This is a genomic window from Bradyrhizobium sp. (genome assembly GCF_027451485.1).
In the GTDB taxonomy this organism is placed as follows: domain Bacteria; phylum Pseudomonadota; class Alphaproteobacteria; order Rhizobiales; family Xanthobacteraceae; genus Bradyrhizobium.
The window spans coordinates 81,058-95,602 of the sequence record NZ_DAIDJE010000020.1 but is presented as its reverse complement, the minus strand read 5'-3'; the positions used below and the strand labels follow the sequence as shown (position 1 = coordinate 95,602).

The 14,545-nt window shown below is 62.0% G+C and carries 17 protein-coding genes; 10 read left to right on the top strand and 7 right to left on the bottom strand.

Annotated elements, in window-relative coordinates; all coding sequences use genetic code 11:
* On the top strand, positions 1 to 683 hold a 683-nt coding region (locus NEZ08_RS03350), incomplete at its 5' end, for an acyltransferase family protein (RefSeq protein ID WP_367278366.1).
* A gap of 66 nt (positions 684 to 749) precedes the next feature.
* On the opposite strand, the gene wrbA is transcribed toward NEZ08_RS03350, so the two are convergent.
* Together wrbA and NEZ08_RS03340 are read right to left on the bottom strand one after the other, a co-directional pair.
* A complete protein-coding gene (gene wrbA, locus NEZ08_RS03345; protein WP_298103464.1) occupies positions 750 to 1,349 on the bottom strand; it encodes an NAD(P)H:quinone oxidoreductase in 600 nt (199 codons plus the stop codon).
* Positions 1,350 to 1,518: 169 nt separating this feature from the next.
* Positions 1,519 to 2,217, bottom strand: a complete 699-nt coding sequence (locus tag NEZ08_RS03340; protein ID WP_298103461.1) for a pirin family protein — start codon at positions 2,215 to 2,217, stop codon at positions 1,519 to 1,521.
* Positions 2,218 to 2,326: 109 nt separating this feature from the next.
* Here NEZ08_RS03340 and NEZ08_RS03335 point away from each other — a divergent pair, with 109 nt between their 5' ends.
* The 3 genes from NEZ08_RS03335 to NEZ08_RS03325 all read left to right on the top strand — a co-directional run bounded on the left by NEZ08_RS03335 (position 2,327) and on the right by NEZ08_RS03325 (position 4,898).
* Positions 2,327 to 3,259, top strand: a complete 933-nt coding sequence (locus tag NEZ08_RS03335) for a LysR family transcriptional regulator (RefSeq protein WP_298103459.1) — start codon at positions 2,327 to 2,329, stop codon at positions 3,257 to 3,259.
* Positions 3,260 to 3,359: 100 nt separating this feature from the next.
* Positions 3,360 to 4,349, top strand: a complete 990-nt coding sequence (locus tag NEZ08_RS03330; RefSeq protein WP_298103456.1) for a tripartite tricarboxylate transporter substrate binding protein — start codon at positions 3,360 to 3,362, stop codon at positions 4,347 to 4,349.
* Positions 4,350 to 4,595: 246 nt separating this feature from the next.
* On the top strand, positions 4,596 to 4,898 hold the full coding sequence (locus tag NEZ08_RS03325) for a hypothetical protein (RefSeq protein ID WP_298103454.1): 303 nt from the start codon (positions 4,596 to 4,598) through the stop codon (positions 4,896 to 4,898).
* 35 nt (positions 4,899 to 4,933) lie between these two features.
* On the opposite strand, the gene NEZ08_RS03320 is transcribed toward NEZ08_RS03325, so the two are convergent.
* Genes NEZ08_RS03320 through NEZ08_RS03310 form a run of 3 tightly spaced genes read right to left on the bottom strand, consistent with a single transcriptional unit; the run spans position 4,934 to position 7,066 of the window.
* Positions 4,934 to 5,389, bottom strand: coding sequence for a YbaK/EbsC family protein (locus NEZ08_RS03320; protein WP_298103452.1), 456 nt, complete (start codon positions 5,387 to 5,389; stop codon positions 4,934 to 4,936).
* A 3-nt stretch (positions 5,390 to 5,392) separates the two neighbouring features.
* On the bottom strand, positions 5,393 to 6,127 hold the full coding sequence (locus NEZ08_RS03315; protein ID WP_298103449.1) for a haloacid dehalogenase type II: 735 nt from the start codon (positions 6,125 to 6,127) through the stop codon (positions 5,393 to 5,395).
* Between the two features lie 54 nt (positions 6,128 to 6,181).
* Positions 6,182 to 7,066 carry an amidohydrolase family protein gene (locus NEZ08_RS03310; RefSeq protein ID WP_298103446.1) on the bottom strand — a complete coding sequence of 295 codons (885 nt, stop codon included), beginning with the start codon at positions 7,064 to 7,066 and terminating at the stop codon, positions 6,182 to 6,184.
* A 306-nt stretch (positions 7,067 to 7,372) separates the two neighbouring features.
* On the opposite strand from NEZ08_RS03310, the gene ykgO reads away from it, so the two are divergent.
* Both ykgO and NEZ08_RS03300 read left to right on the top strand, forming a co-directional pair.
* Entirely contained in the window at positions 7,373 to 7,498 is a 126-nt protein-coding gene (ykgO, locus tag NEZ08_RS03305; RefSeq protein WP_002718645.1) for a type B 50S ribosomal protein L36, read from the top strand.
* A gap of 102 nt (positions 7,499 to 7,600) precedes the next feature.
* Positions 7,601 to 8,239 carry a tetratricopeptide repeat protein gene (locus NEZ08_RS03300; protein WP_298103347.1) on the top strand — a complete coding sequence of 213 codons (639 nt, stop codon included), beginning with the start codon at positions 7,601 to 7,603 and terminating at the stop codon, positions 8,237 to 8,239.
* Between the two features lie 30 nt (positions 8,240 to 8,269).
* On the opposite strand, the gene NEZ08_RS03295 is transcribed toward NEZ08_RS03300, so the two are convergent.
* Positions 8,270 to 8,452, bottom strand: a complete 183-nt coding sequence (locus NEZ08_RS03295) for a hypothetical protein (protein ID WP_298103344.1) — start codon at positions 8,450 to 8,452, stop codon at positions 8,270 to 8,272.
* Between the two features lie 270 nt (positions 8,453 to 8,722).
* Here NEZ08_RS03295 and NEZ08_RS03290 point away from each other — a divergent pair, with 270 nt between their 5' ends.
* Positions 8,723 to 9,682, top strand: coding sequence for an alpha/beta hydrolase (locus tag NEZ08_RS03290; RefSeq protein WP_298103341.1), 960 nt, complete (start codon positions 8,723 to 8,725; stop codon positions 9,680 to 9,682).
* A gap of 101 nt (positions 9,683 to 9,783) precedes the next feature.
* On the opposite strand, the gene cycA is transcribed toward NEZ08_RS03290, so the two are convergent.
* Positions 9,784 to 10,182 carry a cytochrome c-550 CycA gene (gene cycA, locus NEZ08_RS03285; protein WP_298103338.1) on the bottom strand — a complete coding sequence of 133 codons (399 nt, stop codon included), beginning with the start codon at positions 10,180 to 10,182 and terminating at the stop codon, positions 9,784 to 9,786.
* Positions 10,183 to 10,405: 223 nt separating this feature from the next.
* On the opposite strand from cycA, the gene NEZ08_RS03280 reads away from it, so the two are divergent.
* The 3 genes from NEZ08_RS03280 to glcF are packed head-to-tail and all read left to right on the top strand — an operon-like array spanning position 10,406 to position 14,537.
* Positions 10,406 to 11,899: an FAD-linked oxidase C-terminal domain-containing protein gene (locus tag NEZ08_RS03280; RefSeq protein ID WP_298103335.1), complete on the top strand. Its 1,494-nt coding sequence runs from the start codon at positions 10,406 to 10,408 to the stop codon at positions 11,897 to 11,899.
* A 4-nt stretch (positions 11,900 to 11,903) separates the two neighbouring features.
* Entirely contained in the window at positions 11,904 to 13,133 is a 1,230-nt protein-coding gene (locus NEZ08_RS03275) for an FAD-binding protein (protein WP_298103332.1), read from the top strand.
* A gap of 48 nt (positions 13,134 to 13,181) precedes the next feature.
* The gene (gene glcF, locus NEZ08_RS03270; RefSeq protein WP_298103330.1) at positions 13,182 to 14,537 is read left to right on the top strand and encodes a glycolate oxidase subunit GlcF; all 1,356 of its coding nucleotides are present in this window, start codon (positions 13,182 to 13,184) and stop codon (positions 14,535 to 14,537) included.
* The last annotated feature ends 8 nt before the right edge of the window (positions 14,538 to 14,545 follow it).

The following is a 14,545-nucleotide window of genomic DNA, read 5'->3' as shown; positions in this document are numbered from 1 at the left end:
TGGTTCTGATCGCGGCCGTACTGGCCGCCAGCGTCTCGATCCTCGTTCTGTTCGCCGCGCACGGAATGGATGCGAGCTATGACTTCGGATTTGCGCGGTGTCTGTACGGTTTCCTTGTCGGACATCTGACCTATCGGCTTTTTCAAATCACGCCGAAGGCGACGCTTGACTCCAGGTTCCCGGAATTGGCGATGCTGATCGTCATCGTGGACTACGTGTCGTCGGCAGGACGCGGCGCCTATTCGTTTCTCGCGCCGCTGGTTTTCGCTGCCGCGGTTTTCGTGTTTGCGTTCGAGGCCGGACCGGTGTCGCGCCTGATGTCGAACAGGGTCAACGACTGGCTCGGCAAGGTCTCCTATTCGATCTACATGTGGCAGGCGTTCATCATCTTCAACTTTGTTGATCGGGCTGTCTCGATCGTGGAGAAGAAGACCGGATGGATATTGACGACCACCGAGGGCGTCAGCTCGGCGCTGGGAGGGGATGCCGGCAAGTTGATCGTCTTGGGCGGTCGCGTCCTGCCGATCTTCGTCACGATCCTTTTTCTTGCACTTCTCGTCGCTGTCGCAAGTGTCAGTTACTATCTGATCGAGCGGCCGGGACAGAAGATGGTCGCTCGCTTTGCGCAGTCGCGAGGGCGCCAATTGGCTGCTCCGGTTCGCTCCATCGGCATCGTGCAGTAGCAGCGTCGGACGCCCCGCTGTTGGATGAGGCGGCATTCCCGACCGGAGATGCCGCCCCCTCTTGCTTCAGCCGTGCAGCTTCTTCGCAGTCTCTGCAATCACGCGGCCCTGGTAGCGGGCGCCGGCAAGTTCGGTCTCGGAAGGCTGCCGGCTGCCATCGCCGGCGGCGATCGTGGTGGCGCCATAGGGCGCGCCGCCGGTGATTTCGTCGAGCTTCATCTGGCCGCCGAAGCCATAATTCAGGCCGACGACGACCATGCCGAAATGCAGGAGGTTGGTGATGATCGAAAACAGCGTGGTCTCCTGGCCGCCATGCTGGGTCGCGGTCGAAGAGAAGGCGCCGCCGACCTTGCCGTGCAATGCGCCTTTGGCCCACAGCCCGCCGGCCTGATCGAGAAAGTTCGCCATTTGCGAGGACATGCGGCCGAAGCGCGTTCCGGTGCCGACGATGATCGCATCGTAATTGGCGAGGTCGTCGACCTTGGCGACCGGCGCGGCCTGATCGAGCTTGTAGTGCGAGGCCTTGGCGACTTCGGCCGGCACCAGTTCAGGGACGCGCTTGATGTCAACGGTGGCGCCTGCCTCGCGGGCGCCTTCGGCAACCGCGTTCGCCATTTTCTCGATGTGACCGTAGGCGGAATAATAGAGCACGAGAACTTTCGTCATGGTGGTCTCCTTGCGGGGTGAGGGTAGTGATGGATGGCGCTGTCGCCAGGCTTGAACGCCTGGTGGCGCACAGCCGTTGCTAAGCCGGTGTCCCGGCAACCCATCCATTTTCGCAATGGTTCGAAAGCAGATGGATTGCTCGTTCGTGTCCGTATGGCGGATTGGGGCCTTACGCGGCGTCGACCAGCACGAGCTCGGAATCTTCGAGCGCGGTGATGGTCAGCTTCGCCTCGTCGCGAATGGCGATGCCATCGCGTGCATTGACGGTGACGCCGTTGACGTCGATCTTGCCGGCCGCAGGCACGAGATAAAGATGACGCGTCATTCGCGGCGTGTAGAGCGCGTGCTCGCCCGACTTCAGCGTCGCAGCCAATACGCGTGCATCGGCGCGGATCGGCAGCGCCTCATTGTCAACGCCCTGTCCGCTGGCGATTGCGACGAACTGGCCGGAGCGGTCCGCTTTTGGAAACGGCTTGGAACCCCAGGTCGGCGCGCCGCCTTCATGGGTTGGCTCAATCCAGATCTGGAAGATCCGGGTCGGCTTGGCCTCGAGATTATATTCCGAGTGGCGAATGCCGCTTCCGGCGCTCATCACCTGCACATCGCCGGCCTCGGTGCGGCCCTTGTTGCCGAGGCTGTCCTGATGGGTAATCGCGCCTTCCCGCACGTAGGTGATGATTTCCATGTTGGCATGCGGATGGGCAGGAAAGCCCGTGTTGGGCGCAATCTCGTCGTCGTTCCAGACGCGAAGCGCGCCGAAACCCATATTTTCAGGATCGTAGTGGCTGCCGAACGAGAAGTGGTGCTTGGCCTTGAGCCAGCCGTGATCGGCGGCGCCCAAGCGGTTGAAGGGGCGAAGTTCGAGCATGGGATCTCCCTTTTGAGTTGTGTTGACGCACTGGATAAGCACCCTGTTTTCGTTCATAAATAGAAACAATTGAAACATATCGTTTCCAAATTTTACCTATAGGTAAGTGATGACGAGACTGCCCGACTTCGAAGCGCTGGCGATTTTCGCGAAGGTCGTCGAGTTGCGTTCGTTCGCCGCGGCCGCGAGCGAACTGGGGCTGTCCAAGGCCACCGTCTCCAAGGCGGTCAGCCGCCTGGAAGAGCGGCTCGGCGCGCGGCTGTTCAACCGCACTTCGCGGCGGCTGGCGCTGACCGATGCCGGACAAAAACTCTCGGCACGCGCGCAGCGACTGCTTGCGGATGGCGAGGCGGCGGAGAACGAAGCGCTGGCCCAATCGACCTCGCCGCGCGGACTCGTTCGTCTCGCGGTGCCGATGACGTTCGGGGTGAAAGCGGTGGCGCCGATTCTTCCCGAGTTTCTCAGGAGCTATCCTGACGTGGCGATCGACCTGCATCTTAGCGATGCGATGGTGGATCTGATCGGCGAAGGTTTCGATGCCGCCCTGCGCATTGCGCGACTGCCGGATTCATCGCTGATTGCGCGAAGGCTGTGCGCGGTGCCGCGTCATACGGTTGCTGCGCCATCCTATCTGAAGCAACACGGCCGGCCGACGCATCCGATGCATCTCGCCCAACACAAGTGTTTCGGCTACGCTTATCTTTCAACAGCCGATGTCTGGCATTACAGCAATGCGAAGGGCGAGCAGGTCAGCGTGCGTCCCGCCGGGCCGCTTCGCGTCAACAACGGCGAAGCCTTGTTGCCGGCCGTTATCGCGGGTCTCGGCATTGCCGATCTGCCGGATTTCATTGCTGGCGACGCGATTCGTTCCGGCAAGGTTCAGCCCGTTCTGGATGGCTGGTCGCAGCCCGAGGGCGCCGTGCATCTGGTCACCCCGCCGGGCGGCCCGCGGCCCGCGCGCGTCGAGGCCCTGGGAGATTTTCTGGCCGCGCATTTCGGCAGCGCCAGCCGCAGGAAGGCGGTGCGCTCCGCCCCGCGCTAGTCGAGCCCGCTCGATTTCGACCAAACGGCAGGATGTGGTTCGCATCACGGCCGGTTTCCGCTAACAGTCGAACAGAAAGATAGCTTTGGGGGATTTGCCGATGAACCGGCGTGAATTGCTGAAGGTTACCGCGGCGCTGCCGCTGTTGTCCGCCGTCCGGCCATCGGCGGCGATGGCAGCCACGGAATGGCCGACCCATACGATTTCCATGATCGTGCCGTTTCCCGCCGGCGGGCAGGCCGATCTTGCAGCGCGCCCGGTGGCGCTGGCGCTGGAAAAAATCCTCGGCAAATCGGTGATCGTCGACAATCGCGCAGGCGGGGCGGGCGGCGCCATAGGCAACGCGGCCGCAGCCCGTGCCGAGCCGGACGGTTACACGTTGTTGATGACGCTGTCATCGCTTGCGGTGCTGCCTGAGGCCGATCGCCTGTTCGATCGGCCGCCCGTCTATGAAGTCTCCCAGTTGGCGCCGGTCGCGCGGGTGCTGGCGGATCCCACCTTGCTCGCGATACAAGCTTCGGCACCCTGGAAGACGCTGGAAGATTTCGTCGCGGATGCCAAGAAGCGCCCCGGTGAAATCCGCTACGGCTCGTCCGGTCCCTATGGCACGCTGCATGTTGCCATGGAGATGTTCGCAGCCTCTGCCGGTATCAAGCTGCAGCACATTCCATTTCGCGGCGCGGCTCCCGCGCTCAATGCGCTGATGTCGGGAACGGTTGACACGCTGGCCTCGGCGCCCGGAACTCTGAAACAGCTGGTCGATAGCGGCAAGATGCGCGTGCTCGCCAACTGGGGCGCGGAACGCATCGCCAGCTTTCCCGATCTGCCGACCTTCAGGGAGCTTGGTTACAAGGATGTCGAATTCTATATCTGGGCCGGACTGTTTGCGCAGAAGGCGCTGCCGGAACCGATCATGATGAAGCTGCGCGAGGCAATGGCCGAGGCGGTGAAGCGCCCGGAAGTGATCAGGACGTTCGAAACCGCCGGCAGCCCGGTCGCTTACATGGATGCACCCGAGTTCGCGAGATTCGTCGAAACCGATAGCGCGCGTCTCGTCGCGGCTGTCAAACGCATCGGCCGGGTAGAATAAGCTCAGCGCGAAAAATGCCCCCTGTCGGGCATTCGAGCTCCGGTTTTGGTTGAGGAAAAAACGCGGCTCGCAATTTATCTTTGATAAGTTTTTCTTCGCGCGAACGGGTGCCCTCGCTCAGCTCGCAAACGCGGTCGCTCACATTTTGTTGTTCGAAATGAACCCGCCTCAGCCTCATTGATTTGGTTGTCTCAAGAACCGGCTTGTCCGGCGGACGACTTATCAGCCGAAAAGGAAGGGGCGGTCATGCGAAAGCAGCAAATTCTCCGAATTTTCGCCGCGGGTTTGGCGCTCGCGGTGGTCGACGGAACCAGCGCCGTTGCCCAGGAACATCACGGAACCATGCAGCAGCAGATGGCCTGCACGCCCGATGTGTTCCGGCTCTGCGGGGCCGCGATACCTGACGAGAATAGAATTGTGGCCTGTTTGCAGGCGAACACCCTGCAGCTTAGCGAACCCTGCCGTGCGGTATTTGAATCGAGCGATAGCGCCGTTCCGCCGCAGCCGGTCGCGCCACCGATGCGACGTAGTTATCAATATCAGTACTGATAGTCTGCGCCTGCCTTGTCAGACCATTAATGGTCTCAGCACACGTCGACCCATTCGGCGGCAACGAGTTCGGCCATGCGCAGCGGCGCGATGCGAACAGCGCTGTAGATCGAACCCGCTGCCGGCACGACTTCGTCGAATGCTTTCAACGAAACGTCGCAGTACACCGGCAGCGGCGTCTTGAGCCCGAATGGGCAGACGCCGCCAACTTCGTGGCCGGTGATGTCGGAGACTTCATCGAGGCCAAGCATCTTGGGCTTGCCGCCGAAGCGCGCCTTCACTTTTTTATTGTCCATCCGCGAGGTGCCGCTGGCGACGATCAGGATTACCTGATCGCCGACCCGCAAGCTCAAGGTTTTGGCGATGCGCGCCGGTTCGACGCCATAGGCTTCCGCGGCCAATGCTACCGTGGCCGAACTCTTGGGCGATTGGATAACGGTGATTTCAGGGGCGTTCTCGGCGAAGAAAGCGCGGACGGATGCAAGGCTCATGGATCAGCCGGCAAGATTCGGCAATTCGGACAAGGCGTGAATGCGGTGATCGGGCGTGACGCCAAGTTCGTCCATCTGGGTTCGCAGTGCCTTGAACATCGTGAGCGGAGGAACGACGTCGCTTTTGACGCAGGCCAGCGCCATCGCCTCCGGCGTCACTCGCTCGATCCAGGCGACGCTTAGTCCAAAGCTTTTTGCGCCACAAGCGTCCCACGGATTGGAGGACACGAAGAGGACCTCGTCAGGGCGCACGCCCAATCTGGTCTCGATCAGCGTGTAGGCTTCCGGCGCCGGCTTGAAGACGCGCTGTTGATCGATGCTGATGGTTGCATCGAGTACGCGATCCAGTCCCGTGTTCTTCACGAGTGCGTTGAGCATGTCGCGTGAACCGTTGGAGAGGATTGCGAGCTTTTTTCCCTTCAGCGCGGCGAGCGCCGCCAGCGCATCGGGATAAAGATCGAGGTGCAGATATTTGTCCATGATGCGCGCGAAGCTCGCTCCATCGTGTTTGAGCCCGAGCACGCGGATCGAGTAGGCCAGCGATTCCTTCGTGATAACGGAAAAATCCTCGTACCGTCGCATCAACGAGCGCAGCCACGAATATTCGAGCTGCTTGATGCGCCAGATTTGCGTGATGAGATCGCCATATCCGGGGAACGCCTCTTCGGTGACTGCGGCCACCGACTGGATGTCATAGAGCGTGCCATAGGCATCGAACACGACGGCTTTGATCGTCACGGCGCTGTCCTTTCTTGTTCTTGTTGCGAGCGCCGGGACGATGCTGCCCCCGCGCTAGATGTTCAAGAGCTTTCGCGCGTTTTCCTTTAGCACTTTCGGCCTGATGTCGTCGCGGATGTCGAGCTTGGCGAAATCAGCAAGCCAGCGGTCCGGCGTGATCACCGGCCAGTCGGAGCCGAACAGCATCTTGTCCTGCAAAATCGAATTGATGTAGCGCACGAGAATCGGCGGAAAGTATTTCGGCGACCAGCCGGAGAGGTCGATGTAGACATTCGGCTTGTGTGTCGCGACCGACAGCGCCTCCTCCTGCCAGGGGAAGGACGGATGCGCGAGGATGATCTTCAGATCCGGGAAGTCCGCCGCGACATCGTCCATGTACATCGGGTTTGAATATTTCAGCCGCATGCCCATGCCGCCCGGCATGCCGCTGCCGACCCCGGTCTGGCCGGTGTGAAACAGCGCAATCGCGCCGCCCTCGCAGATCGCCTCATAGAGCGGATAGGCCAGGCGATCGTTGGGATAGAAGCCTTGCATGGTCGGATGGAATTTGAAGCCCTTGATGCCGAAGTCGGCGATCAGGCGCCTTGCCTCGCGGACGCCAAGCTTGCCCTTGTGCGGGTCGATGCTGGCAAACGGGATCAGGACGTCGAGATTTTCCGACGCGACTTCCAGCATCTCGTCGTTGCTGTAGCGGCGAAAGCCGGTCTCGCGTTCGGCATCGACCGGGAAGATCACCGCGGCGATCTTCTTCGCGCGATAATAGGCAGCGGTCTCGCTCACCGTCGGCGGGTGCTTGTTCGGTGACTTGAAATAGGCCGCCATCTGCGCCTGGAAATCGTCATAGCCGTCGTCGCCGTGCAGGCCGCAGGGTTCCTCGGCATGGGTATGGATGTCGATGGCGACGACGTCGTCGAGATTGGGCAGTTTCAAGCTGGGCATTGGGTCCTTCCCGTCACCCGGCCGCACCCCGGCCGGATCTTTCCTGTTTAATTATATCATATAACAATCCTGCGGGGCCCCGGACGACCCCAAAATGATATTGTCGGTTCCACATTCGGCCCGTTTCCGGGCCAAACCGGCTCTGGATTGACATTTGACCGCTGTTTGCCTTAGAAACCGCCGCGTCCCGGGCGCTAAGCCGCCGGCGGGGTAAGCCAGTTTTTCCGTTTTTGGGTCGCCCGGCTGGTCTGGGATGACCCGGATGATCGTGCCGAATACGGCCTTTCAACGCATCAGGATTGTCCCATGAAGGTCCGTAACTCGCTGAAATCATTGCGCGGTCGCCATCGCAACAACCGCCTTGTCCGCCGCAAGGGCCGCGTCTATGTGATCAACAAGGTCCAGCGCCGCTTCAAGGCGCGCCAGGGCTGATCTCGCGCGCGGCGGCTTTCCAGCGCCGGTTTTTTTGCCCATCACACGTCTTTGACGCCTGGCCGCTTTGCAAGCGCCTTTTGGTGCGTCTAGACTTTTCGCATGGCCATCAAATTACACGCCGCGCGCCGCCGCCGGCTCGCCATACTTCTCGCCGCAATCGTCGCAGCCACCCCGGCTGCCTCGCTGGCGCAGGATCCTAGTCCGAAAAAGAAAATGCCGGATGCGCCGGCCCAGCTGCCCAAGGTCCCGGCCGACCGGACGCGCGGGCTCGATTTTCTGTTCGGCGCGCTGAAGGCAGCGCCGGACGAGGCGAGCGCCAAACACGTCGAAGCGCGGATCTGGGCGATCTGGCTGCACACGCGGAGCGATACGGTTGCGCTTCTCATGACGCGCGCCAAGACGGCCATGGATGAGCAGAATTCCGACGTAGCGTTGGAACTGCTTAATGCCGTGGTCAAGCTGCGCCCCGATTATGTCGAAGGCTGGAATCGACGCGCGACGCTTTATTACCTTCGCAACGACTATGCCCACTCGCTCGCCGACATCGAGCAGGTATTGGCGCGCGAGCCACGCCATTTCGGCGCGCTCGCAGGCCTAGGCATGATCATGCAGGATCTTGGCGACGACAAGCGTGCGCTGGAAGCCTTCCGCAAGGCGCTTGCCGTCAACCCGCACCTCGACAAGGTGCCGGAGCTGGTCAAAACACTGAGCGAAAAAGTCGAAGGCCGCGATATCTAGGCGACGTTCGATCCGAGGAAGGCTCCAGACCTAGTGCAGAACGTTGCGGCCCGGTCCGCCCGGGCCACCATGCGCCACGACGGCATGGAGTTCCGCAATCTCGGCCTCGAGCTGTTCGTTCACCAGCAAAAGGGCCTTCAGTGCACCGCGAATATCGCCATTGCACCGGGCCACGATTTCGTCGATCGCGTTCTCGTGTAATCCGGAAATCATCGAAAAGCCTCCAGTTATTCTTTGCATGACAACGGTGCTGGTCCGCCATGAGTTGCTGTGGATTCCGTGGAAAGATCGGGATAGCGAGATACTCAATGAATGGCGGCTGGCCGGAAGCAAAAGTGCCGCGCTTGCTTATAGGAAACGGCCGATGACGGCTGTATGAAGAGCGGCAGCTCGCCTGTGGAGTGCAGTGGAGAACCCGCGGCTTTGAAATCCGCGGAGGGCCGTCGCGTGGCTGGCTTGCCAGAACCGAACCGGATTCTGTAGATGTTTCCCGTGCTTATTGGCGCCGCGTTTCTGATTTTGGCGCTGGCAACGCAGGCTGGCATCGTTATCTTTCAGCGTCGTTTCCCCGCTCAAGGCGAGGCAATCGAGGTCACTGGCGCTGTCCTCAACGTGCTCGATATCGGGCCTAAGGACGCCGGTCCGCCGATCGTTCTCATCCACGGTGCAAGCTCGAACCTCGAAGCGATGCGTCGGCCGCTCGGTGACAGGCTCGCTGCCAACCACCGCGTGATTTTAATCGATCGGCCCGGCCACGGCTGGAGCTCCGGCTCGAGCTGGGAAATGTCAACGCCGGCCGCGCAGGCGCGGATGATCGGGGAGGCCTTGAGGCAGCTCGATCTGGATCCCGTCATCCTGGTGGTGCATTCGTGGGCCGGGGCGCTCGGCGCGCGGATGGCCATCGACGATCCGCCGCGGCTCGCCGGCCTCGTGATGCTGGCGCCGGTGGCTTATCCGTGGTCGGGCGGCGTCGGTTGGTACAACGAACTGGTGAGCAAGCCGGTGATCGGCCCGCTGCTCGCCTATACCATCACCCTTCCGCTCGGTTATTTCCTCACCAAGCGCGGCGCGCGCGGCGTCTTCCAGCCGCAGGTGATGCCGGACGATTTTGTCGAGCGTAGCGCAACGCCGTTGCTCTTGCGGCCGCGCGAGTTTCTCGCCAACGCCCGCGATCTGGCTCGGCTTAAGCAGGCGGTGAGCGAGCAGGCGCCGCGCTATCCGGAGATTCTGACGCCGACCGTGGTGATCTCAGGTGACGTCGACAAGACTGTGTCGACCAACATTCATTCCCGCCCATTGGCCGCCGCGGTTCCGAACGCCAGATTGGTCGTGCTCCCTGGTGTCGGACATATGGTGCAGAACGCCGCGACGGATGTGGTGATCCGCGAGATCGAAGCTCTTGCTGGCTTGAGCACAAGTGGCGCGACGGCCGCCGCAAATTGAGCCTTATCGGGGACATGCAGGGGCGGCGCGATCATGCTCCAAGAAAAATGGCCGGGACGAGTCCCGGCCATTGTTCGGCAAACCCCATGTCTGACCGGCGCTTACTTGCCCTTGATGTTGCCGTCCTTGTCGAACTGGGAGACGTAAGCCCAGAGGTTGTCGACTTCCTTCTCGTTCTTGATGCCGGCAAAGAACATCTTGGTGCCCGGAACCATCGCCTTCGGGTCGTGGATGTATTTCTTGAAATTGGCCTCGTTCCAGGTGATGCCGGAACTCTTGTTGGCCTCGGAATAGTTGTAGTCCGGCGCCGTGCCCGCCTTGCGGCCGTCAATTCCATTGAGCTCCGGTCCGACCTTGTTCTTGGCGCCCGGGCCGATCGAGTGACAGGCCATGCACTTGTTGAAGGAGGCCTTTCCGGCCTCGACGTCTTGTGCCATCGCGGCCGGCACAATGGCCGACGACACGAGGATGGTCAGCGTGCTCAGGGTCAATTTTTTCATCTTCTGCTCTTTGTTGATTTGAACGAGGAGGGCGGCCATTTTTCGCATAGGCTGCGGTCAATGGACAAGAGCCGCCAGAGGCCGTTCAAGCACTTGCGTCTTATGAAAAAGCCTAATCTCAGATTTGCGGTTTGATGGCCGAGTTGGCCGGAGCTGCTTGATTCTTCACGTGAAATCGGCAATGTCGCCGGAGCGGCAGGGACCCTGTGACGGAGAGATCAAAATGACAATCATGATGCCTGCTCCGGATCACGCGGTGCTCAGCCGCCGCCCTGCCATTGTCGCGGCGCTACGCGACATCGTACCCGGCGAGGGCGTGATCGATACGCCCGCCGAGATGCTCCCTTACGAGTCGGATGGGCTGATGGCCTATCGCCAGCCGCCGATGGTGGTGGTGCTGCCGGACACCACTGAGCAGGTATCAAGGGTTCTCAAATATTGCTTCGAGCAGGGCATCAAGGTGGTGCCGCGCGGCTCCGGCACGTCGCTGTCAGGCGGCTCGCTGCCGCTGGCGGATGCGGTGCTGCTTGGCTTAGGCAAGTTCAAGCGCATTCGTGAGATCGATTTCGATAACCGCGTGGTCGTCACCGAACCCGGCGTCACCAATCTCGCCATCAGCCAGGCGGTGGCGCATGCCGGCTTTTATTATGCGCCAGATCCGTCGTCGCAGATCGCCTGTTCGATCGGTGGCAACGTCGCGGAGAATTCCGGCGGCGTGCATTGCCTGAAATACGGCATGACCACCAACAACGTGCTGGGATGCGAGATCGTGCTGATGACCGGCGAGATCCTTCGCATCGGCGGCAAGGCGGCCGAAAGCGCAGGCTATGACCTGATGGGCGTCATCACGGGCTCGGAGGGGCTGCTTGGCGTCATCACCGAGATCACGGTCCGGATCCTGCAAAAGCCGGAGACGGCGCGCGCGCTGATGGTCGGCTTTGCCGAAGTCGAAGCCGCCGGCGAATGCGTGGCGCAGATCATCGGCGATGGCATCATCCCGGGCGGCATGGAGATGATGGATAAGCCCGCAATTCATGCAGCCGAAGCCTTCGTCCACGCCGGCTACCCGCTAGACGTCGAAGCGCTGTTGATCATCGAATTGGATGGGCCGACCGTCGAAGTCGATGAGTTGATCAAGCGCGTGGAGAAGATTGCGCAGGGCTGCGGCTCGACGGTCTGCCTCATCTCCAACTCTGAGGCCGAACGCAACCTGTTCTGGGCCGGCCGCAAGGCGGCGTTTCCCGCGGTCGGGCGGATATCGCCGGATTATCTCTGCATGGACGGTACCATCCCGCGCGGCGCGCTGCCCAAGGCGCTGGCGAGGATCCGCGAACTCTCTGAGAAATACGGTCTGCGCTGTGCCAACGTGTTTCACGCCGGCGACGGCAATCTTCATCCGCTCATCCTTTACGATGCCAACCAGCCCGGCGAGATGGAGCGCGCCGAAGCTTTTGGCGCCGACATCCTGCGGGCTTGCGTCGAACTCGGTGGTGTCCTGACTGGCGAGCACGGCGTCGGCATTGAGAAACGTGATCTGATGGGCGAGATGTTTTCCGACGTCGATCTCAATCAGCAGCAGCGGGTCAAATGCGCCTTCGACGCGCAGGGGCTTCTCAATCCCGGCAAGGTATTTCCGACCCTGCATCGCTGCGCCGAACTCGGCCGCATGCATGTGCATGCCGGCAAGTTGGCGTTTCCTGATATTCCGCGGTTCTGAGATCATGGATACGCTAAAACCACGTGACGCCAAGGATGTCGAAGGCGCGGTGCGCGCGGCAATCGCCAGCGAACAGCCGCTCGAGATCATCGGCCACGGCTCCAAGCGCACGATCGGCCAGGTCATGGCAACCAACGCCGTGCTTGAGCTGTCGGCGTTGAATTCGGTTAAATCCTATGAGCCGAATGAACTGATCATCACGGTGGAGGCAGGTGCCCCGCTTGCCGACGTCAAGTCGCTGATCGATTCCAAGAACCAGCGGTTCGCCTTCGAGCCGATGAACACGGCACCGCTGTTGGGGACGCTGGAGACCGGGACGATCGGCGGCATGATTGCCGCCGGATTGGCCGGACCGCGCCGGATCCAGGCCGGCGCCGCCCGCGATCACCTGCTGGGCGCGCAGGCCGTCTCAGGCTTTGGCGACAGCTTCAAGGCCGGCGGTCGCGTGGTGAAAAACGTCACCGGCTATGACCTCTGCAAGCTGCTCGCCGGCTCCTGGGGGACCCTGGCGGTAATGACCGAGGCGACCCTGAAGGTGATGCCGAAGCCGGAGAGCGAGCGCACGCTGGTGCTGCGCGGTCTCGCCGACGCCGCGGCCAACAAGGCGATGACCGCCGCGCTTGGTTCTCCTTACGATGTCTCGGGCGCCGCGCATGTGCCGAAATCGGCTTTGCGCGACGCTGCCGGTGCGCTGGGCGGCCTCGGATCGCCGGGCGAGGCGCTGACGCTGGTGCGCCTGGAAGGCATCATCGCGTCGGCCGTCGATCGCGCGGCCTCGCTCGCCAGGCTCCTGTCGCGGTTTGGAGCCGCAGAGACGATCGAAGACGAGCACTCGACGGCGATCTGGGAATGCGTGCGCGATGTGGAGCCCTTCGCGGTGAAAGGTCCGCTTGGCGGCTGGTCGGTCTGGCGCATCGTCTGTCCGCCTGCCGCGGGAAGCGTGCTCGGAGACCGGCTCGTCCGCGAAGCCGGCGCCGATGTCCTCTACGATTGGGGTGGTGGACTGATCTGGGCCGCGATGGCGCCGAAGCCGGATGCGCACGCCGCGCTGGTGCGCCGGCTCGCTGCAGCCAGCGGCGGCCACGCCACGCTGCTGCGCGCAGCCGAGGAGGTGAGGCGGCAGGTTGATGTGTTTCAGCCCGCAAGCGCAGGAGTCGCCGCTTTAAGCGAGCGCGTCCGGCGGAGCTTCGACCCGAAAGGCATTCTCAACCGCGGCCGCATGACAAGGGGATAGTGCGGTGGATTTGGCATTCACTTTAGAAGAACCGGAAGCACTAGCGGCATGAAGACCGAATTCAGCCCTGCCCAACTGGCCGATCCCGATATCGCCGAGGCCAATACGATCCTGCGCAAGTGCGTGCATTGCGGCTTCTGCACGGCGACCTGTCCGACATATGTTCTGCTCGGTGACGAGCTCGATAGCCCGCGCGGCCGCATCTACTTGATCAAGGAGATGCTGGAAAAAGATCGTCCGCCGACCGCCGAGCTCGTCAAGCACATCGACCGCTGCCTCTCCTGCCTTGCCTGCATGACCACCTGCCCGTCGGGGGTAAACTACATGCATCTCGTCGATCAGGCGCGGGTGCGGATCGAGCGGGATTACAAGCGCCCACCGCTCGAACGCCTGCTTCGAGCCGTGCTTGCGCTGGTGCTGCCGAGGCCAAAGCTGTTTCGCGCCAGCATGCACCTTGCACGGCTCGCGCGTCCGTTTGCGAGCCTGCTGCCGGCGGGGGCGGCGTCGGCGAGCCCAGGTTTGTTCAGGCGGATCAAGGCGATGCTGGCGTTGGCACCGAAGGGGCTGCCTCCTGCGGGATCGCGGCCCGGCAGCGTTTTTCCAGCCCAGGGTGTACGGCGTGGCCGGGTCGCGCTGCTGCAAGGCTGTGCGCAACAGGTGCTCGCGCCGCGCATCAATGAGGCCGCCATTCGCCTGCTGACCCGTCACGGCGTCGAGGTCGTGCTGGTCAAGGACGAGCAATGCTGCGGCGCGCTGACCCATCACATGGGACGGGACGCCGAGGCGCTGGCCTCTGCCCGCGCCAACATCACCGCCTGGCTTGCCGAGGCCGATCGCGGCGGCCTCGATGCCATTCTGGTCACCACGTCGGGCTGCGGGACTGTCATCAAGGACTACGGCTTCCTGCTGCGGCAGGACCGCGATTTTGCCGCTGCCGCAGCCAAGGTCTCGGCGCTGGCCAAGGACATCAGCGAGTATATCGGCGAGCTTAATCTGTCGCCGGCAGCGCGCCATGACGACATCATCGTCGCCTATCACGCCGCATGTTCGCTCCAGCATGGGCAGAAAATCACGCAGCTACCGAAAGAATTGCTTTCCAAGAATGGATTCGTGGTGAAAGATGTCGCTGAGAGCCATTTGTGTTGCGGTTCGGCTGGGACCTACAACATTCTCCAGCCTGACATTGCGAACAAATTGCGCGATCGGAAGGTCGCCAATATTGCAATGGTCAAGCCGGACGTGATTGCTGCGGGCAATATTGGGTGCATGGTGCAGATTGCCAGCGGTACGTCAGTTCCTGTGGTGCACACGATTGAGCTTCTCGATTGGGCGACGGGCGGCCCGCAGCCGGGATTGAGCGGACCCGACAGGCTCGCGCAGAGCGAGACCCTGAACAGGCGATAGACACGGCT